Source organism: Actinoplanes couchii, assembly GCF_016862075.1.
Lineage (GTDB): Bacteria > Actinomycetota > Actinomycetes > Mycobacteriales > Micromonosporaceae > Actinoplanes > Actinoplanes couchii.
On record NZ_BOMG01000051.1, the window covers coordinates 142705 to 162389 of the forward strand.

Consider the following 19685-nt stretch of genomic DNA (forward strand, 5'->3'; position numbering starts at 1 on the left):
GAGGGCCACATCCGCCCAGCAGTCACGTGAGGGCCGCATCCGCCCGGCAGTCACGTGAGGGCCACATCCGCCCGGCGTTCGCGTGAGGGCCGTATCCGCCCGGCGGTCGCGTGACGGTCGCATCCGCCCGGCGGTCGCGCTTCGGTCTGGTGGGGCCGCGGACCTCGCGTGCTGCCACGAGTTGGGTCGGCTGCGGTTGTCGGGTCGTGGCTCGTAACAAAAGGAAGTTCGGTAGGAACCGGACGCCGACCAGCCGACCCGGTCCCCCGCAGAGGTCCGGAAGAGATCCGGCCCCGCAGAGGTTCGGAAAAGACCCGGCCCCGCAGAGGTCCGGAAGAGACCCGGTCCCCCGCAGACGTCCGCAGAAAGTGTGAAGGTTCGTTAAAGGACGTCAGGCGCACTCGCCGGTTCGGACCGTGCGGGTGTTGGCCTTGCCGGCGGTGGCCACCGAGGAGGCCTCGTCGGCGGTCAGGGCGAAACCGACGTACTTGTCGTCGGCGGCGGCGGCGAAGATCACGCCGATCACGTTGCCGGACGGGTCGATCAGCGGGCCGCCCGAGTTGCCGCTGCGGACCAGGGACTTGATCGTGTAGATCTCGCGGGTCACGTCGCCGGACTCGTAGATGTCCGGGCCGGTGATGCGGCTCACGTCGCGGATGCGGGCGGACTGCGCGTCGTAGGGACCGTCCTGCGGGTAGCCGAGCACGATCGCGTTGGCGCCGCTCGCGGCCTGCTTCGGGACGAAGTCCATCACCGGGGCGCGCAGACCGGGCACGTAGAGAACCGCCAGGTCACGCTTGGGGTCGTAGACCACGACCCGGGCCTCCAGCTGACGGTCGCCGCTCTCCACGACCACCTCGCGGGTGCCGGCCACCACGTGCGCGTTCGTCATCACCCGCTCGCGGGCGTAGACAAAACCGGTGCCCTCGATGCGGCGGGAGCAGCTGGGGGCCGAGCCGAGGATCTTCAGGACCGAGCTGCGGGAGTCCTTGACCACCTTGGAACCGGCCAGCGCCGGGTCGGGGGCGGCGACCTCGCGGGCCTGGGTGCGGGCCAGGCCGCCGAAGACGTCCGGGAAGCCGTTGGTGTCGATGGTGTCGCGCAGGCCCGAGGAGAGCGCGCGCACCTCGTCGGGGATCAGCTCGGTGACGCCGCCGAGGATGGCGCTGTCCCGGACCGCGGCGTTGATCGCCGGGAACGGTGTCGAGCCGAACGGCACCGCCACCAGCCACGACGCGAACAGCACCGCGACCACCGAGACGAGTGCGCCGCCGGCGTCGTCCAGGTACTGCATCGGGCGGCTCTGGATCACCTGCCGCAGATTGGTGCCCAGCCACCCGGCCAGCGTCTGCCCGAGGACCGCGAGCACGAGGATGACACCGAGCGCGACGACCAGCCGCACGGTGCCGTTCTCGAACTGGCGGGCCAGCAGCGGGCCGAGCTGGAGGCCGATCAGCACACCGCTGAAGAACCCACCGAGCGACAGCGCGCCGATGACGAAACCCTGGCGATATCCGCTGATCGCGAACAGCACCATGAGCAAGATCAGGAGTACATCGACCACGGGCACTCACTCAGCGTAGAAGTCGGCTGCCAGCTCACGGCACCACCTCGTCGGGGGCCCCGCCCCGGGCGGCGGGAACGGGTGCGGTGGCGTCCGGAAGTTCGACGACCCGACCCGGCTCCCAGGGGATCGTCCAGCCCGCCATGTCCAGCAACGCCGCGATCACCCCCGCCGTGAAACCCCAGACGAGCAGTCCCCGGACCTGGAAGGCAGGCCCGATCCAACCGCTCGGATGTCGCACCCGGATACGGTTCCGCGGGTCGGCGAGTTCACTGATCGGCAACCTGGCGACGTGGGCGACCTCGGTCTCCTGCACCGGATGCACCGGATGCGGCTTGCGCCACCAGGCCAGGACCGGGGTGACGACGAAGCCGCTGACCGGGATCCACAGGTCCGGCAACAGGGCCAGCACCTCGGCCGTGGACGGGTCGAGCCCGACCTCCTCACCGGCCTCGCGCAGCGCGGTGGCCGCGGCGTCGGTGTCCTCCGGGTCGGTGGCGCCGCCCGGGAAGGCGGGCTGGCCGGCGTGATTACGCATGGTCGCGGCGCGCTGCAGGATCAGCAGATCCGGCCGGCCCTGATCGTCCTCACCCAGCAACACCAGGACCGCGCTGGCCCGGCCGGTGCCGCCGATCGGTTTGCGGAGGGCGGTGAAATCCTCGGTACGGCACTCGGCGACCCGGGTGAGCAGCGGCTCGAACCAGTCCGGCAGGCCGTCGGGCCGCCTCAGGACCTCGCCCCGGCTCATCGGGTCACCGTAACGCCGAGGTTCTCCCGCACCTGTTCGATCAATTCGTCGACGTCCATGGCGGTACGATGCACGTTCACTCCCCCGTCGGCATCGATGAAGACGGTGGCGGGCAGCATCGTCACGCCGAGCTGTCCGGCGAACTTCATCTCCGGATCGAAGAGCGTCGGAAAGCTGACACTCTTGTCGGTGGCGAATTCGGCTCCCCGGTTCCGGGTGTCCCTGCTGTCGACGCCGATCACGGTGAACCGGCCGTCGGCGCGGTCGGCGAGCCCCTGGAAGACCGGGAGCTCCTCGCGGCACGGGCCGCACCAGGATCCCCAGATGTTGATCACGGCGGGGGTGGGCAGACCGCGGAGCCGGATGTCGGTACCGCCGGTGAAGCACGGGAGGGCAAGTTCCGGCATTTCTGAAATGTCGGAACTGCCGGTCAGGTTGCCACACGCCGCGAACGGCGATGGAATGTCCGGATCACCCGGTTCGACCGTGGCGGTGCAGCCGGCCAGCGCCAGAACCACGGCCACCGCCGCCAACGGTCGGATCACGCGTCGTTCTCCGGCACCGAAGCATCGTTCCCGGGCACCGGGCCGGGAGAAACCCCGGGCACCAGGTCGGGCGAAACCCCGGCGGCCACCGCCAGCTCACGCGCCCGCGGCCCCTTGAGCAGCTTCGCGGCCGGCGCGGCCTCGGTGGGCCCGGTCCCGTAGGAGGGGCACAGGGCGGCCAGCGTGCAAGCCCCACAAGCAGGCGTCCGAGCGTGGCACACCCGTCGCCCGTGGAAGATCACCCGATGCGACAGCATGGTCCAGTCGCGTTTCTCGATCATGTCCGCGACCAGGAACTCGATCTTCACCTCGTCCTGCTCGTCGACCCAGCCGAACCGGTTGGTGAGCCGCCGGAAGTGGGTGTCCACGGTGATGCCCGGAACCCCGAACGCGTTGCCCAGCACCACGTTCGCCGTCTTCCGCCCGATGCCGGGCAGTTTCACCAGCTCGTCCAGTTTGCCGGGGATCTGCCCGTCATGGCGCTCCAGCAGCGCCTGCCCGAGCCCGATCAGCGAGTTGGTCTTGGCCCGGAAGAACCCGGTCGGCCGGAGGATCTCCTCCATCTCGGCCCGATCGGCCCCGGCGTAGTCGGGCGCGGTCCGGTATTTCCGGAACAGTCGTGGGGTGACCTGGTTGACCCGCACATCGGTGGTCTGCGCCGAGAGGATCGTCGCGACGGCCAACTCGAGCGGATCGGTGAAATCCAGCTCACAGTGCGCGTCGGGGTGTGTGTCGGCGAGCACCCGAGCCATTTTCCGGGCCCGCCGCTTGCGCCCGAGCGCCGTCTCCGCGGCTGTGCTGGGTCGGGTCACCGGTAAAGAGTACGTCGGTCACGCCGGAGCCTTGATGCTCCCGTCCGCCCCGATCACCGCCGCGTCGTCGCCGAAGTCGCTGCCGGACAGGTCGGCGACCATCTTCCGGCCCCGCTCGTTGGTCTTGTCCCGGGTCGGGACGCCGAGGTCGTCTAGGTACGTGGAGACGAACTTCCCGCCGGTGAACGCCCCCTCCTTGGTCAGCGACACGTGCAGCACCCCGGAGTACTTCAGGATGCCGTCGCGGGAGAGGGTGCGCCCGCCCCCGGCGAAGTTGCCGAGGCTGTAGGCGATCAGCTTGCCCTTGTAGAACTCCATGCCCCGGAGCACGTGCGGCCCGTGCCCGACGACCAGGTCGGCGCCGGCGTCGATGACGTTCCGGCTGAACTTGATCGGGTTGCCCCGGTTCTCCCCGAAGTAGGTCTCGTTGCCGGACTTCACGTGGTTCTTGTCCGAGCCCTCGGCGCCCATGTGCACCTGGACCACGACGAGGTCGGCCTTCTCCGCGGCGGCGGAGACCACGGCAGCGGCGGCGGGCAGGTCGTTCACGTTGTTGGCTCCGGCGTACGGCGAGAAGCCCACCACCGCGACCTTGACACCCTTGACGTCGACAACGGTGATCTGGTCCTCGGCGCCGGTGTGCGCGAGGCCCGCGCCCTCCAGCGCGGCCACGGTGTTCTGGTAGCCCTGCGGCCCGTAGTCCTTGGAGTGGTTGTTGGCCGTGTTGAGCAGCTGGAACCCGGCCTCCTTCAGGTGCCCGGCGTAGGCCGGCGGCGACCGGAAAGCGAAGCAGTTGGGCCGTTTCGGGGTGCCGCACTTGGAGGTGCCGGTGTCCCCGGTGAGCGGCTGTTCGAGGTTGCCCATCACCAGATCGGAGGTGAGGCTGGAGGCCACCGAGTCGAAGAAGCCGTCGCCGTCCTTGGCGGGCAGCTTGTTCGGGGCATCGCCCATGATGATGTCGCCGGTGGCGGAGAGGCTGATCGACTCGACCGCGGCGGATTCCTCGACCGGCGGCCGGGACGAGGCGGTGGCGGGCGCCGATCCGGAAGGCATGCTCCAGACCGGTTCTTCACTTCCGCGCTGAGTTAGAACAAATCCCCCCAAACCAGCGCCGATAAGGGCGAAAACAGCAATTGTCACGCCTAGTACGGGTGACTTCTTGCGATGAGAGGGGGGCTGCGCATTCATCGACGCGGACGATACCGTCGGCCTGCAAGCGGAATCGACAGACGAAAGGCCCGTCCTGATATGCCCGGACCGCTGAATTGTCACCGGCTGTCATGGCGAACCTGTTACCGTCCAGTATCTGGATCAAGGGGTGGCCGCCCGTTTCCCGCCCGCGTGCGCCTAGACTGATCGAGCGCAGACGTTGCGCGTTTTCGGAGGTGCGGCGATGGATGAGGTACTGGCTCGCAGCGGAATCTTCCAGGGAGTAGACCCGGAAGCCGCAGAGGCGCTCGCCAAGGAGATGGACACGATCGAAGTCCGCAAGGGCGACGTGGTCTTCAACGAGGGCGAGGCCGGCGACAGCCTGTATATCGTTCTGTCCGGCAAGATCAAGCTCGGGCGCCGGGCCGCTGACGGCCGGCAGAACCTCGTCTCCATCATGGGGCCGTCGGACATGCTCGGTGAGCTGTCGCTGTTCGACCCGGGCCCGCGGACGGCGACCGCGACCGCGGTGACCGACAGCCGGCTGGCCCGGCTGAAGAAGTCGTCGCTGCGCCCCTGGCTGAACAACCGGCCGGAGATCGCCGAGCAGCTGCTCCGGGTGCTGGCCCGCAGGCTGCGCCGGACGAACGACGCGCTCGCCGACCTGATCTTCACCGACGTGCCCGGTCGCGTCGCGAAGAACCTGCTGCAGATGGCGGGCCGGTTCGGCACCCGGGACGGCGGCGTCCTGCGGGTGACCCACGACCTCACCCAGGAGGAGCTGGCGCAGCTCGTCGGCGCTTCCCGGGAGACCGTGAACAAGGCGCTCGCCGACTTCGCCTCGCGTGCCTGGCTGCGCCTGGACGGCAAGAGTGTGATCATCCTGGACCCGGAGCGCCTGGCCCGTCGCGCCCGCGTCTGACACTGCTTTTCCAGGGGCTGTCCGAAAGGGCAGCCCCTGAGTCGTGCCCTCTGACCGGTCCGTGTCGCATCCCCTAAGCCACTCGTTACGGAGGTGGCCGAGGAGGCATCGGCAGGGACGGGAAGGGCGCGGCATTGAAGGCAGGCAGGGGTGTGGCGAGATGACCGTGCTCGACACCACGCTGGACCCGCGTGACCCCGCCTACCTCCAGGGGCGCAGCACCACTCTGGAGCTGCTGGCCGACCTGGAGGCCGCTCTCGACGAGGCCCGGGCCGGCGGTGGCGAGAAGAACGTGACGCGGCATCACGCCCGCGGCAAACTCCTGCCCCGCGAACGTATCGAGATGCTGCTCGACCAGGACAGCCCGTTCCTGGAACTGTGCCCGGTCGCGGCGCGCGGCTCGGAGTACCCGGTCGGGGCGAGCGTGGTCACCGGCATCGGCGTGGTCGAGGGCGTCGAGTGTGTGGTGGTGGCGAACGATCCCACCGTGGACGAGGGCGCGGTCAACCCGTACACGGTGGAGAAGATCCGGCGGGCGACCACGATCGCCTCGGCGAACCGGCTGCCGATGGTCGGCCTGGTCGAGTCGGCGGGTGACGCGGGCGCCGCCGGCGGCCTCTTCCCGCCGGAGCGGGTGCCCTCGATCTGCGTGGTCTTCGGGGCCGCCACCGGGGACGCCGCCTATCTGCCGGCGCTCTGCGACTACACCATCCGGGTCCGTGGTCACGCCAAGGTGCTGACCATCCACCCGCAGCCGATAAACGGTCACACCAGCGTCGACGTGCGGGCCACCCCGGTGGTGCCGGCCGGTCCGGACGGGCCCGCCGACCAGCTGGCCGAGGACGAGCGGGACGGGCTGCGGCTGGCCCGGCAGAGTGTGCGCCGGCTGAACTGGCGCAAACACGGCCCGCCGCCGCGGACACCCCGGCCCCGGGCGCCCCGCCACGACCCGGAGGGCCTGCTCACCCTGGCCGCCACCGATCCGGCCGCGTTCGACGCCCGCGAGGTGTTCGCCCGGATCCTCGACGACAGCGACTTCGACGAGTTCAAACCCGGGCACGGCACCGCGCTGGTGGCCGGGTGGGGCGAACTGCACGGATATCCGCTGGGTGTCCTGGCCGCCCCGATCCGCTCCTGTTCGGCGGTCGAAGCTCAGAAGGTGGTGCATTTCCTGCACCTGGCGAACGCCACGGCAACCCCGATGCTCTTCCTCCGGCATGCGGGCGCGCCGTTCAACGGGACGGCCGACGAGGTGCACGACGCACCGATGGCCCACGCCATCGCCCGGTCCACCGTGCCGCACCTGGCTCTCACGGTCGGCGACGCCACCGGCGAACGCACCGACGAGCCCCGTTTCCGATTCAGCTGGCCCGCAGTCGGCGCCGCACCGGCCGACGACGGTGTCATCGATCCCCGCGACACCCGGACGGTCCTCGGCCTCTGCCTCTCCGCCGTGCACAGCGCGGCCGTGGAAGGCGCCGGACACGTCGGTGTGTTCCGACCTTGAAAGGTAGACCAGTGATCCGACGACTTCTGGTGGCCGACCGCGGTGAGGTCGCCCGCCGGGTGTTCGCCACGTGCAGGCTGGTCGGCATCGAGACGGTCGCCGTCTACTCCGACGTCGACACCGACGCTCCGCACGTGATCGAGGCCGACTACGCGGTTCATCTGCCCGGCAACACCGCGTCGGCGACCTACCTGCAGGCCGGGGCGCTGATCGCGGCCGCCCAGCGGGCCGGGGCCAACGCCGTGCACCCGGGCATCGGGATGCTGGCCGAGGACCCCGGGTTCGCCCAGGCCGTCGTCGACGCCGGGATGATCTGGGTCGGCCCGCCGCCGGGCACCCTGCGGGTGCTGGCCGACAAGGCCGAGACGAAACGGCTGGTGGCCGAGGCGCAGGTGCCGGTGCTGCCGACGTTCACCGACCCGGAGCAGGTGCCGGCGTTCCCGGTGCTGATCAAGCCGGCCACCGGCAGCGGCGGCCACGGCCTGCGGGTGGTGCGGGACGCCGGGACACTCGCCGAGGCGGTCGCCTCCACCCGGCGCGAGGTCGGCGGGGACGTGTTCTGTGAGCCGTACCTGGGCAACGTCCGGCACATCGAGGTGCCGATCCTGGCCGACGCCCAGGGCGCGGTGGTGCCGTTCGGTGAGCGGGAGTGCTCGGTGCAGCGCCGCTACCAGAAGATCGTCGAGGAGACGCCGTCCCCGGTGGTCGATCCGGCGCTGCGCGAGGACCTGTGCCGGGCGGCGATCGTCGCGGTCCAGTCCCTCGGTTTTGTCGGCGCCGGCGCGGTCGAGTTCCTGCTCGACCACCACGGCGACTTCTGGTTCCTGGAGCTGACCCCGACCCTGCAGGCCGACCACGCGGTCACCGAGTGTGTCTCCGGCTACGACCTGGTCCGTCTGCAGCTGCTGGTGGCCGAGGGCGGCAGTGTGCCGATGCCCGGCCCGCCGCCGATCCGCGGGCACGCCATCGAGGTGCGGATCTGCGCCGAGGACCCGGCCTACGCCTGGCTGCCCGCCACCGGGACGCTGCACAAGTTCGCGGTCCCGGACATCGCCGGCTGGTTCCGCCCGCTGCCCCAGCCGGGCCTGCGCCTGGACGCCGGAGTCACCGACGGTTCGGTGATCGGCATGCACCACGACCCGATGCTGGCGAAACTGGTCGCCTGGGCGCCGAGCCGCCAGGAGGCCGCCCGGATGCTGGCCTCCGCGCTGGCCCGTACCCACCTGCACGGTGTCGTCTCCAACCGGGACCTGCTGGTCCGGGTGCTGCGGCACCACGCGTTCCGGGCCGGCGAGGTCGACACCGGATTCCTGGACCGGCATCCCGAGGTCTTCGCGCCGCTGCTCTCCTCGGTGGACGCGGTGCGGTTGTCGTGCCTGGCCGCGGCCCTGGCCGGCGCCGCCGCGAGACGTGCCGCCGCACCCGTGCTCAGCTCGCTGCCGTCCGGCTGGCGCAACGTGCCCTCCGGCTCGCAGAACGCGGTCTACGACGGCCCGACCGGCCCAGTCGAGGTGGGCTACCGGATGAACCGGCACGGCGAGCTGGCCGGCTGGTGGGTCCGGGCCGTGGATCCCGAGGAACTGGACCTGGCCGGCCTCGGGCACGCCCCCGTCAACGACGAGCACCCGCCGGTGGTCGTGGTCCAGGCCGACAGCGACCGGGTGGTCCTCAACGTGCAGGGCATCCGCCTGGCCGTCCACGTGCACCGGGTCGGCGACGTCTCCTACGTGGACAGCCCCGAGGGATCGGTGGCGCTGCGGGAGATCCCGCGCTTCCCGCTGCCCGCCCCCGAGGCGGTCGAATCGTCACTGATCGCCCCGTTGCCGGGTGCGGTCCGCCGCATCCTGGTGGTCCCCGGCCAGCGGGTCCGGGCCGGCGAACTCCTGCTCACCCTGGAAGCGATGAAACTCGAACACCCGGTCCACGCCCCCGCGGCCGGCGTCGTCGCGTCCCTCCCGGTACAGCCCGGAGCCAAGGTCGACACCGGCGAACTCCTGGCCGTCCTGGACCCCGAGTAGCCCCTCTTTTTAACTTCAACTGCCGAAAAATACCCATATTCTGGTACGCCTACCGGGCACTTCGCCGAGCTACCCCTCCCGTGGCCACCCCGCGACGTGGTCACGGCGCCGGGTCACCCCGCGCCCGCCGGGCGCCGATCCCCACTCACCGCCCACCAGAGCCGCCCACCCGAAGCCCACCGCGAACCCCGCACACGAGCCCGAGCCAGCCCCGGGTGTCGAGCGAGTGTGCGGAACGGTCGCGGAGCAGAGCCGCACGGACCAGGACGGAAAGAGGCGGGGCCGGGCCGACTTCTCAGTCCGGGAGGGGTCGCCCGCACTGGCCGCCACTGGTGACCGTGGTGGGCACGAGGATGTCCTGGGGTTGCGGGTGTGCCGGGAGGGTCGCATACGCCCGGCGGGCGCGCGGGGGCCGTCAGGGCGTCGTTCTCCCGCGTCGACGAGGCTCGAGGGGTAGCTCTGCGACTGGCCCCGCTATTCGTACCGGAAGAGCGGGGTTGATCTTCAGTTTCCCAGGAACCACTTCTGGAAGAACCCCTTGCGGTCCGGATTGTTGTGCACCGTGGGGGTTTCGTCCAGGGTGGGGGTGGCCGGTGGGATCGGGCGCGGCCGCGGTGGGGGCACGTGGTTGGGGCGGGTGGTGCGATAGACCGTCGGCGGCGGCTGGGGTGTCGACGGATCCAGGTGCAGGTTGTTGAGCAGGTCCCGGAGCTCCTCGGCGGACGGGCGGGAACCCGGGTCGTTGTTCATGCCGTAGCGGAGCACCTCGGTCAGGCCCCGGGGGACGCCGGGGAGTTCCGGGATCGGGTGGTTGAACAGGTCCATCAGCGTCAGGATGCTCGGGCTCCGGTTGCTGTCCCAGCGGGGCGGGCGGCCGCTCATCACCGCGTACAGCGTGGCGCACAGGGCGTAGACGTCGGCGGCGCCGGACGGGCTGTCGTGGCGGAACATCTCCGGCGGGGCGTACGCCGGGGTCAGCACCTCCAGCGTCACCGACGAGTCGCGCATCTCGCCCAGCACGGCCAGGCCGAAGTCGGCCAGGACCGCGGCGTTGAACTCGGAGTACAGGATGTTGGCCGGTTTCACGTCGCGGTGCAGGACGCCGTTGGCGTGCGAGTGGACCAGCGCGTCGGCGATCTTCAGGCCGACGTCGCGGGCCTCCACCGGGCTCAGCGGGGAGACGCGCATCCGGTCCAGGTAGGAGCCGTCGCACAATTCCATGATCAGGTACGGATGCTGATCGACCGTGACGCCCACATCGAAGAGGTCGACCACGTGCGGGTGCGACGACATGCGGCCGGCGGCTCGCGCCTCGCGCAGGAACCGGGCCTGGTCGCGGGCGTTGTCCAGGGTCCGGTTCTCCACCTTGATGGCGACGTCACGGCCGACGGAGTCCTGTGTCGCGCGGTACACGGTGGCATAACCACCACGTGCCATGACGGACAAACCGGACATCCCCGGCACGTATGGTACGGGCATGGCACCAGGCGGAGTCTCCGTCACGAGATAGAAAATACGCCAGCCTTCTGAAAGATCATCCGGGCACGTCAGACGCGTACGCGACAGTTTCCTCCACGACGGTCGTCGCGAGGGCCGCACGCAGCTCTTCGGCAGGTACCCGCTCGCTCGACTGCTCGGTCGAATACGCCAGCTGGACCGCCTCCTCGGCCGCCGCCCGGGCCTCCTCGCACCGGTCCGCGGCGGCCATCACCCGGGCCCGGACCATCGCGGAGATCACACCGCTGCGGACGTCCTCGGCCGGCGCGGCGCAGGCCCGCTCGATCCAGCTGACCGCCGAGTCGACCCGGCCGTCGGCGAGCAGCGCCGACGCGTACGACGCCAGCATGTGCCGGCGGGAGAACAGCAGCGACGGCGTCGCGTTCTCGGTGGCGATCGGCGCCAGCAGCCCGATCGCGGTCGCCGCGTCCCCGGCCCGGATCCGCGCCTCGGCCAGCAGCACCCGCGGGCCGACCTGGGCCGGCGCCATCGGGTTGTGCGGCTCGACCGAGGTCATCACCCGGCGGGCGTCGGCCTCCGCGGTCTCCAGGTCGCCGCGTTGCAGGGCGACGAACCCGCGCAGCGTGCCGGCCATCCCGAGCAGCAGCGGGTGCCCGGTCCGGTCGGCGTACGACAGGGCGTCGGTGAGCAGGTCGTACGCGTGATCCGGCTCGTTCAGCCCACGCGCGGTGGCACCCCGCACCACCAGGGCCAGGCCGCAGCCCCAGTCGTCGTTGACGTCCAGGAACTCGCCGTACGCCCGGCGCGCCTGCCCGTCGGCCGCCCCCAGATCACCCAGCTCGGCGGCGGCGTAGGCCTCGACGACCCGCAGCGTGCCGACCGCCCAGCCCTCACCGACCCGGTCCCCGAACGGCAGGAACACCCGGGCCAGCCGCCGGGCCTCCTGCAGCCGGCCGGCCAGCAGCCGGGCGAACGCCGTGGTACCGCGCAGCCAGGACCGGCCGACCGGGTCGCCCAGCTCGGCGAAGAGCCGCGCGGCCCGGCCCAGCACCGCGTCGGTGCCGGCGAAGTCCCCGCGGGTGGTGGTCACCCAGGCCAGGTTCTGCAGCGCCCAGGCCTGCCCGTGCCGGTCCCCGGCGGCGAGCGTGACCTGGTAGGCGGCGGCGAACCGGCTGCTCGCCTGGCTCAGCCGGCCGTTCAGGAAGTCGGCCATGCCGAGGCGGCGCATCGCGTTGGCCCGCTCCGGCAGCAGCTGCGCCTCGGTGGCCACCTCGAGCGCCTCCTGCCAGGCGGCGACGGCCCGCCCGTAGTCGCCGAGCGCCTCGTGGGCGCGACCGACCACGATCAGCGCCTCGGCCCGGCAGACCGGTTCGTCGGCGGATCCGGCCGAGATCTTCTCGCCCAGCGCGAGCGCCTCGTCGGCCCGGCCCAGACGCAGCTGGGCGCGGGCCAGCACGAGCTGGTCGGGCAGCGGCAGGTCACCGCCGGCCAGGGCGGTGGCACGGTCGGCGTACTCGATGGCGGCGGCCGGCTCGATGTCGGCCAGGGCGCGCCGGGCCATCCGGCCGAGGGCCGCGACACCCAGCGGGGCCACCTCGCGGGCCGCCGCGTCCGGTCTCAGCCGGACCGCGTCGGCCAGTTCGACGGCGGTCTCGGCGTGCATGGCGACAAACGCGTCCCGCTCGCCGTCGGTCAGGTTGAGCCGCACCGCGCCGTCGTGCCCGGGCCGGTCGACGGTCTCCGGCGCGGCCCAGCCGGCCAGGTAGGCGTGCCGCTCGGCCAGGTCGCCCTTGCCGATCCCGGCGTAGGCGGCCTCCCGCATCAGCGGGGTGGTGAACCGGAACCCGCCCCGGGAGCGGTGCAGCATGCGGCGTTGCAGCAGCTCGTCGACGGCCCGGTCCAGCTCGACCGCGACCACCACACCGGCCCGGGTGTCGGCGGCCGCCCGGCGCTCCTGCAGCGCCTCCAGGACGCCACTGGGCACGGTCGTCCCGGCCACCGAGGCGTCCCGGAGCACCGACCGGGGTTCGGGCGAGAGCGCGTCGATACGGGCGGCCAGGACGGCGGCCAGATCACGGGAGAGCAGCCGGCTGCCGAGGGATCCGGCGGCGAGCTGCCAGCGGCCGGCCGCCGGGGCGTCCGGCGGTGGGGTGAGCGCCCCCCGCTCCATCAGCAGGGTGACCATCTCGGCCAGGTAGAACGGGTTGCCCTGGGCGTTGGCGAGCAGCCGGTCGCTGTCGGCCGGGGACAGCTTGCCGCCGTGCAGGTAGAGGGTGAGCAGCCGGGACGCGTCGGCCCCGCGCAGCGGCGGCAGGGCGTGCACCTCGGCGTCGGCGAGCCGGCTCATCGCCCCCGAGCGGACCAGCTCCGGGCGGCCGAGCAGCAGCGCGACGACCGGGCCCTCCAGCAGGCTCAGGGTGCGCCCGATGGCGTCGAGCGTGGTGTCGGTGGCGTCGTGCAGGTCGTCCACGATCACCACCAGCGGTTCCTCCGCGGCGAGCGCGTTGAGCAGCTCGGCGACGGCTTCCGCGATGGCCTCGGCGTCGATCCGGCGGCCGCTGCCGGGGCGGTCGGCGGGTGCGGCCGGGCCGACCGGGCGGTCCTGGGCGTCGCTGTAACCGAGCAGGGCCAGCAGGCGGTCGGTGTCCAGGGTGACGTTCAGCCGGCCGGCGAGTTTGCGCAGGCGCTCCTCGACGACGGTCCGGGCGACCGTGGTGGCGACGTCCTTGGGCAGGGCGGCGGCCTTGCGGACGATGTCGGCGAGCGGGGCGTACCGGCGGCGCTCGCCGAACGCCCGGCAGCGCACCCGCAGCACCCGGGCGCCGTGGCCGGAGTAGTCGGCGGCCAGGCGCTTGACCTCGCCGGCGAACCGGGACTTGCCGATGCCCGCCTCGGCGGTCATCACCAGGATCTTCGGGGTGCCGGTGTCGATCGCCTCGGCCAGCCGGCCGGAGAACCGGCCCAGTTCGGCCTCCCGCCCCACGTACGGCGCCTCGTCGCCGAGCCCGGAGCGGGTGCCCGGGGCGTCGTGCAGGCCGAGCAGCTCGTAGGTGGGCACCGGCTCACGCTTGCCCTTGAGCCGCAGCGGGCGCAGCTGCCGCCAGGAGGCCACGTGCCGGGTGCCGCCGCTGGTGCGCTCACCGGCGTAGACCGTGCCGATCGCGGCGGCGTCGGCCAGCCGGGCGGCGGTGTTCACGGTGTCGCCGATCACGGTGTACTCGATGCCGGCCTGCATGCCGGCCACCACCTCGCCGGTGTTCAGCCCGACCCGCAGGCCGACCGGGGCGCCGCCGCCGCGCTCGTCGTCGAGGACCCGCCGGACCGCGCGCTGCATGCTCAGGGCGGCCCGGACGGCACGCTCGGCGTCGTCCTCGTGGGCCACCGGGGCGCCGAAGACCGCCATGATCCCGTCGCCGGTGAGCTTGTCAACGTGCCCGCCGAACGTCTTGACCGCGCCGGCCAGCGCCGCCAGCACCCGGTCGGTGACCGCGCCGACCCGTTCCGGGTCGAGGTCCTCGGAGAACGAGGTGAAGTCGGAGAGATCACCGAAGAGCACCGTGACGATGCGCCGTTCGGCGGCCGGGAGCAGGGCGGCGGACGGGAGGGCGGCGCCGCAGTGGTGGCAGAAACGGGCGCCGGGGACCGGAACGGTCCCGCAGACCGGGCAGGTCACGGCTTCTTCTCCTGGTTGTTCTCCTGCTGGAGATAGTCGATCTGGGCCGCCGCGGACCATTCGGCGGCGAACCGCAGCGCCGGATCGAGGTCGGGATAGACCAGGTCGACGACCGCCGCGGGGGTCTCGGCGCCGGCCGCCATCGCGGCCGCCACCTGCGCCAGCCGTTGCCGGCGATGACCCAGATAGAAACGGGCACGCTCGGCGGTGTCGCTGCGGGCCGGTCCGTGGCCCGGCAACATCAGCATCTGCGGGTACGCGCTGAGCAGCTCCAGACTCCGCAGGTAGGCACCGAGATCGCCGTCCGGCGGGGCCACCACCGTGGTGCCGCGGCCGAGCATGGTGTCACCGGTGAAGACGGCTGACCCGTCCTCCCGCTCGACCACGAAGGACACCGAATCGCTGGTGTGCCCCGGCGTCCGCAGCACCAGGATCCCGTCCAGGGACTCCCCCGGCCGGAGCGGCTCGCCGCCGACGCAGTGCGCCGGTGACGCGGCTCGCACCGGGACACCGTCGAGCAGCTCGGAGAGCCGGGCGGCACCCTCCACGTGATCATGATGACCGTGCGTGATCAGGATGCGCTCGATCCCGTCGTGCCCGGCGATCCGGCGCAGGTGGCTCTCGTCCAGCGGCCCCGGATCGATCACGGTCGCCCGGTCCGAACCCGGCGCCCGCACGATCCACGTGTTGGTGCCGTCCAGCGTCATCGGCCCCGGGTTGGGCGCCAGCAACAGCGTCACCCAACCCGGTAGCCGGTCGACCTCGGCCGACTCGGGCTCAGCACCCCCCATGACCCGAATCGTACGTCGGGCCGACGACCTTGACCGAGACACGATGTCCGATCCGGTCACCATCGGTGAGCAAATACTGCCGAACCACCGCAAGATCACGCCACTTCGGCGATGACCTCGACCTCGACCGGAGCGCCCAGGGGCAGCTCGGCGACCCCGACCGCGCTGCGGGCGTGCCGGCCCTGTTCCCCCAGCACCTCGGCGAACAGGTCGGACGCGCCGTTGACCACGCCGGGCTGACCGGTGAAGCCGGGCGCCGAGGCCACGAAACCGGTCACCTTGACGATCTTCACGACCCGGTCCAGGCCGACCAGGGCGTCGAGCGCGGCGAGCGCGTTGATCGCGCAGGTCCGGGCCTGGGCCTGGGCGTCCTCGGCGGTGACCTCGGCGCCGACCTTGCCGGTCTGCGGCAGCTTGCCGTCCACGAACGGCAGCTGGCCGGAGACGTAGACGTGGTTGCCGGACTGCACGGCGGGCAGGTAGGACGCCACCGGCGGAACCACGGCGGGCAGGGTGATGCCCAGCTCGGCAAGCTTCTCCGCGGCCGCACTCATGCCTTCGGCCGCTTCAGGTAGGCCACCAGCTGCTCGGGACCGTTCGGGCCCTGGACGACCTGAACGAGCTCCCAGCCGTCCTCGCCCCAGGTGTCGAGGATCTGCTTGGTCGCGTGGATCAGCAGAGGAACGGTGGAGTATTCCCACTTCTGCATGGCTGACGATCTCCTCACGTCGGATACGCGCAACAGCTTAGGACGCGGGCGGGCGGCGGGTTGGCTAGGCTGAGCGGGAAATGTGTACTTAACGTACTCATGCCAACACTTGGTGCGACTGAGTGGAGGATGACATGACGCACTACGGATGGAACGGACCGGGCGGGCACCCGGAACCACCACCGCTGCCCGAGCCGGAACCGCCGATGCCGATCCCGCCCGACGAGCCGATCCCACTCCCGGAACCGCCGCATGTGCAGGCCCTGCGGATGAAGATGTTCGGGGACTTCGACGCCACGGCCGAGCACCCGGCGGTCCCGCCCGAGGTGACTTCGGCCACCCACGAGTGGCAGCAGCCGCCCGCGCCCCCGCCGCCCGACCCGATCTGGGCGGTCGAGCCGGCCGGCGACTCCAAGAAGCGCTCGACGATCTTCCTGACCGCGGCCTTCGTCGCCACCCTGGCGCTCTGCGGCGGCGGGGCGGTCTCGGCGTACTACCTGCTCAAGGACGTCGACAACAACGGCTCACCGGACCCGACGACGGCGGTCAACCGGTTCCTGACCGCGATCTACACCCAGCAGGACGCCACCGCGGCCCGGGATCTGGTCTGCAGCCAGTCCCGGGACGAGGGGAAACTCTCCACCCGGGTGAAGCAGATCAGCGCGTACGCCGACGGGTACGACGGTCCGGTCTTCCGCTGGGACGACCCGGCCGTGGCCGACCGTGACGAAGAACGCGCCCGAGTCGACGTCCGGGTCGTCATGTCCACCGCCGACGAGAAAGCCGCCGCTCAGGATCTGCGTTTCACGGTCGTCCGGAAGAACGGCTGGCTGGTCTGCGAGGTCTCCGGCTGACACGTGCCCGTAACGTGGGACGTATGGGCGAACACCGCAACTGGCCGGAGCGGCTGCACGTGGTGACCGGCAAGGGCGGCACCGGCAAGAGCACCGTGGCCGCCGCCTTGGCGCTCGGTCTCGCGGCCGGGGGCCGGCGCACCCTGCTCGTCGAGGTGGAGGGCCGGCAGGGCATCGCCCAGCTGTTCGGGCTCGACCCGCTGCCGTACGCCGAGCGCCGGGTCGCCACCACCACCGGCGGCGGCGAGGTCCGCGCGCTGGCCGTGGATCCCGAGGAGGCCCTCCTCGAGTACCTGGACATGTTCTACAAGCTCGGCGCGGCCGGGCGGGCGCTGCGCAAGGTCGGCGCCATCGACTTCGCCACCACCATCGCCCCCGGGCTGCGCGACGTGCTGCTCACCGGCAAGGTGAAGGAGGCGACCACCCGCTCGCAGGACGGTCGCCGGGTCTACGACGCGGTGGTGCTGGACGCGCCGCCGACCGGCCGGGTGGGCCGCTTCCTGAACGTCACCGAGGAAACCCGCAAGCTGGTCAAGGTCGGGCCGATCAAGACCCAGAGCGAGGGGGTGGCGTCGCTGCTGCGCTCGCCGATGACGGCGGTGCACGTGGTGACGTTGCTGGAGGAGATGCCGGTCCAGGAGACGCTGGACGCGATCACCGAGCTGTCCGGGCTGAACATCCCGGTCGGGCGGATCGTGGTGAACAGCGCCCGGCCCCCGCTGCTGGCCGGCGGCCGGATCACCAAGGCCGAGATCAAACGCGGGCTCACCGCCGCCGGGCTGGCGGCCGGCGCCGCGACGGTGAACCAGTTGGCCACCGAGGCGCAGGCGCATCTGACCCGGCGTGAGCTGGAGGAGTCGCTGCGGCTGGAGCTGGCCGAGCTGGGCCGCCCGCTGATCGAGCTTCCGCAGCTGCCCGGTGGTGTCGACCGCGACGGTCTCGCCGACCTGGCAGTTCGCTTGATGAGAGCTTGATCGAAGGGAATGTCCGATCAAGACGCACTACCCTGAAATGGTGGCTGACGTGACGGCTCCCCGGCTCGACATCGACGCTCTCCTGGCCGACCCGGCCATCCGCATCGTGGTCTGCTGCGGGGCCGGCGGGGTGGGCAAGACGACCACGGCCGCGGCTCTCGGGCTGCGGGCCGCCGAGGTGCACGGGCGGCGCACCGTGGTGCTCACCATCGACCCGGCCCGCCGGCTCGCCCAGTCGATGGGCCTGACCGAGCTGGACAACACCCCGCGCCAGGTCAAGGGCATCGACGTGGAGGCCAGCGGTGGCGAGTTGCACGCCATGATGCTGGACATGAAGCGCACCTTCGACGAGGTGGTCGAGCAGCACACCACCCCGAAGCGCGCCGCCGAGATCTTCGCCAACCCGTTCTACCAGGCCATGAGCTCGACCTTCTCCGGCACGCAGGAGTACATGGCGATGGAGAAGCTGGGTCAGCTCCGGGCCGGTGACGAGTGGGACCTGATCGTGGTCGACACCCCGCCGTCCCGGTCCGCGCTGGACTTCCTGGACGCGCCGGCCCGGCTCTCCCGGTTCCTCGACGGCCGGATGCTGCGGATGTTCCTGGCGCCCGCGCGGACCGGCGGCCGGAGCGTTTTCAGCTTGGTCACCGCGTCGTTCGGACTGTTCTCGAAAACCGTGCAGAAGGTCCTCGGCGCCCAGTTGCTCACTGACCTGTCCGGTTTTGTGGCGGCGCTGGACTCGATGTTCGGCGGGTTCCGGCAGCGCGCCGACCAGACGTACCGGATCCTGCAGGACCCGCAGACCGCGTTCCTGCTGGTGGCGGCGCCCGAGCGGGACGCGATCCGGGAGGCCGCCTACTTCGCGGAGCGGCTGGTGGCCGAGCGGATGCCGCTCGGCGGGCTGGTGCTCAACCGGATGCACAGCGCCGAGTCGGCCGGGCTGACCGCCGACGAGGCGCAGGAGGCGGCGGAGCGGCTGGAGCGCGAGGGCGATCACCAGGACGCCGCGGACGTGCTGCGGATCCACGCGGCGCTGCTGCGGCAGGGCGAGCGGGAGACCGCTGTCGCGGCCGGTTTCACCGAGGCGTTCCCCGCGGTGCCGGCCACCTCGGTCGCGGCACAGCCCGCCGACGTCCACGACGTCGACGGGCTGCGAACGATCGGAGCACTGCTCGCCTGATGGGCGGGCGGTGCCTGATCAGCGGGTGGAGACGAGCACCTTGTCGGCGCCCTTCTCCCGCAGTGCGGCCTCGAACATCTTCCGCCAGCTCGCCACATGCGGGTGCCGGCGCAGAAGTGCCCGCCGCTCCCGTTCCGTCATGCCTCCCCAGACGCCGAACTCGATGCGGTTGTCCAGGGCGTCGGCGAGGCATTCGTAGCGGACCGGGCAGCTGCGGCAGATCCTCTTCGCCACGTTCTGCTCGGCGCCTTGCACGAACAACGCGTCAGGGTCGCCACTCTGACACGCCGCCATGCTCGGCCAATCGCTGATCATCCCCACGGTAAACGTCCCCCCTTGCTGTCACCCCCTGACGCCGGCGGCTTCCCTGTTCCCCCAGGCCGGTGCCGGCGTCCGTGTACTCGCGGACCCATCATGCTCTGTAGTTGGGTGATTACGCAACGTTGTCCCTCAAATACGTATAGGCCGGTAGTTCCGGGCATAGCGGCCAAGGAACACCGGCCGAACGGGGGTATCTTTGGTGCAGATGCCGAATTTCGCTCCGCCGACAGGGGTGACAGGCCACACTCGTAACGGTCGAGAAAGCCCTTCTCGACGGGCATACGCGTGCGCGCGTCGCGTACCCTTCTCGGGTGACCTCCTGGTTTCGCAGACGCGATCACAACATCTTCACGAACGCCACCTCACTACTGGTCTGTGGCCTGCTAGCGGGTGTCGTCGTGGCGGCTGCCGCCTTCCCCGCCGCGGCCATGACCGGATTGGCAGCCAAGGCGGGCGGTAA

At 71.4% G+C, this 19685-nt stretch carries 17 protein-coding genes; 6 read left to right on the forward strand and 11 right to left on the reverse strand.

The genetic code is table 11. The features are described 5' to 3' along the window. Positions 1–391 precede the first annotated feature (391 nt). Genes Aco03nite_RS19920 through Aco03nite_RS19940 form a run of 5 tightly spaced genes read right to left on the reverse strand, consistent with a single transcriptional unit; the run spans position 392 to position 4857 of the window. On the reverse strand, positions 392–1570 hold the full coding sequence (locus Aco03nite_RS19920) for a MarP family serine protease (protein WP_203796874.1): 1179 nt from the start codon (positions 1568–1570) through the stop codon (positions 392–394). Between the two features lie 28 nt (positions 1571–1598). Then, positions 1599–2312: an NUDIX hydrolase gene (locus Aco03nite_RS19925; protein ID WP_203796875.1), complete on the reverse strand. Its 714-nt coding sequence runs from the start codon at positions 2310–2312 to the stop codon at positions 1599–1601. Next, positions 2309–2857, reverse strand: a complete 549-nt coding sequence (locus tag Aco03nite_RS19930; RefSeq protein ID WP_307837651.1) for a TlpA family protein disulfide reductase — start codon at positions 2855–2857, stop codon at positions 2309–2311. Before Aco03nite_RS19930 ends, Aco03nite_RS19925 begins: the two co-directional genes overlap by 4 nt. Beyond that, the gene (gene nth, locus Aco03nite_RS19935) at positions 2854–3669 is read right to left on the reverse strand and encodes an endonuclease III (protein WP_275415881.1); all 816 of its coding nucleotides are present in this window, start codon (positions 3667–3669) and stop codon (positions 2854–2856) included. Before nth ends, Aco03nite_RS19930 begins: the two co-directional genes overlap by 4 nt. 18 nt (positions 3670–3687) lie before the next feature. Further along, positions 3688–4857, reverse strand: coding sequence for a CapA family protein (locus Aco03nite_RS19940; protein WP_203796876.1), 1170 nt, complete (start codon positions 4855–4857; stop codon positions 3688–3690). 205 nt (positions 4858–5062) lie between these two features. Between Aco03nite_RS19940 and Aco03nite_RS19945 the strand changes: the two genes are divergently transcribed. The 3 genes from Aco03nite_RS19945 (at position 5063) to Aco03nite_RS19955 (ending at position 9265) form a co-directional block, all read left to right on the forward strand. After that, entirely contained in the window at positions 5063–5740 is a 678-nt protein-coding gene (locus Aco03nite_RS19945; protein WP_014447921.1) for a Crp/Fnr family transcriptional regulator, read from the forward strand. A gap of 160 nt (positions 5741–5900) precedes the next feature. Continuing rightward, positions 5901–7247, forward strand: a complete 1347-nt coding sequence (locus Aco03nite_RS19950) for a carboxyl transferase domain-containing protein (protein ID WP_203796877.1) — start codon at positions 5901–5903, stop codon at positions 7245–7247. Between the two features lie 11 nt (positions 7248–7258). Further along, on the forward strand, positions 7259–9265 hold the full coding sequence (locus Aco03nite_RS19955; RefSeq protein ID WP_203796878.1) for an ATP-binding protein: 2007 nt from the start codon (positions 7259–7261) through the stop codon (positions 9263–9265). Positions 9266–9769: 504 nt separating this feature from the next. Here Aco03nite_RS19955 and Aco03nite_RS19960 read toward each other — a convergent pair. The 5 genes from Aco03nite_RS19960 to sp36 form a co-directional block, all read right to left on the reverse strand. Beyond that, entirely contained in the window at positions 9770–10768 is a 999-nt protein-coding gene (locus Aco03nite_RS19960; protein ID WP_203796879.1) for a serine/threonine-protein kinase, read from the reverse strand. A gap of 31 nt (positions 10769–10799) precedes the next feature. Further along, a complete protein-coding gene (locus Aco03nite_RS19965) occupies positions 10800–14396 on the reverse strand; it encodes an adenylate/guanylate cyclase domain-containing protein (protein WP_203796880.1) in 3597 nt (1198 codons plus the stop codon). Beyond that, positions 14393–15187, reverse strand: coding sequence for an MBL fold metallo-hydrolase (locus tag Aco03nite_RS19970; RefSeq protein ID WP_203796881.1), 795 nt, complete (start codon positions 15185–15187; stop codon positions 14393–14395). The genes Aco03nite_RS19965 and Aco03nite_RS19970 overlap by 4 nt, the downstream gene beginning before the upstream one ends. A gap of 95 nt (positions 15188–15282) precedes the next feature. Continuing rightward, positions 15283–15741: a RidA family protein gene (locus Aco03nite_RS19975; protein ID WP_203796882.1), complete on the reverse strand. Its 459-nt coding sequence runs from the start codon at positions 15739–15741 to the stop codon at positions 15283–15285. Next, the gene (gene sp36, locus Aco03nite_RS19980; protein WP_203796883.1) at positions 15738–15896 is read right to left on the reverse strand and encodes a Sp36 family protein; all 159 of its coding nucleotides are present in this window, start codon (positions 15894–15896) and stop codon (positions 15738–15740) included. The genes Aco03nite_RS19975 and sp36 overlap by 4 nt, the downstream gene beginning before the upstream one ends. 134 nt (positions 15897–16030) lie before the next feature. Here sp36 and Aco03nite_RS19985 point away from each other — a divergent pair, with 134 nt between their 5' ends. From Aco03nite_RS19985 to bagB, 3 genes are read left to right on the forward strand one after another with little or no spacing between them, the layout of a single operon-like run. Further along, complete coding sequence (locus tag Aco03nite_RS19985) at positions 16031–16750, forward strand: Rv0361 family membrane protein (RefSeq protein WP_203796884.1); 720 nt, start codon at positions 16031–16033, stop codon at positions 16748–16750. A gap of 23 nt (positions 16751–16773) precedes the next feature. Next, positions 16774–17724, forward strand: coding sequence for an ATPase BagA (bagA, locus tag Aco03nite_RS19990; protein WP_203796885.1), 951 nt, complete (start codon positions 16774–16776; stop codon positions 17722–17724). A 37-nt stretch (positions 17725–17761) separates the two neighbouring features. Further along, positions 17762–18904 carry an ArsA family ATPase gene (gene bagB / locus Aco03nite_RS19995; RefSeq protein WP_203796886.1) on the forward strand — a complete coding sequence of 381 codons (1143 nt, stop codon included), beginning with the start codon at positions 17762–17764 and terminating at the stop codon, positions 18902–18904. Between the two features lie 18 nt (positions 18905–18922). On the opposite strand, the gene Aco03nite_RS20000 is transcribed toward bagB, so the two are convergent. After that, positions 18923–19225 (reverse strand): WhiB family transcriptional regulator, encoded by a 303-nt coding sequence (locus Aco03nite_RS20000; RefSeq protein ID WP_041832981.1) that lies wholly within the window; start codon positions 19223–19225, stop codon positions 18923–18925. Positions 19226–19685 lie beyond the last annotated feature (460 nt).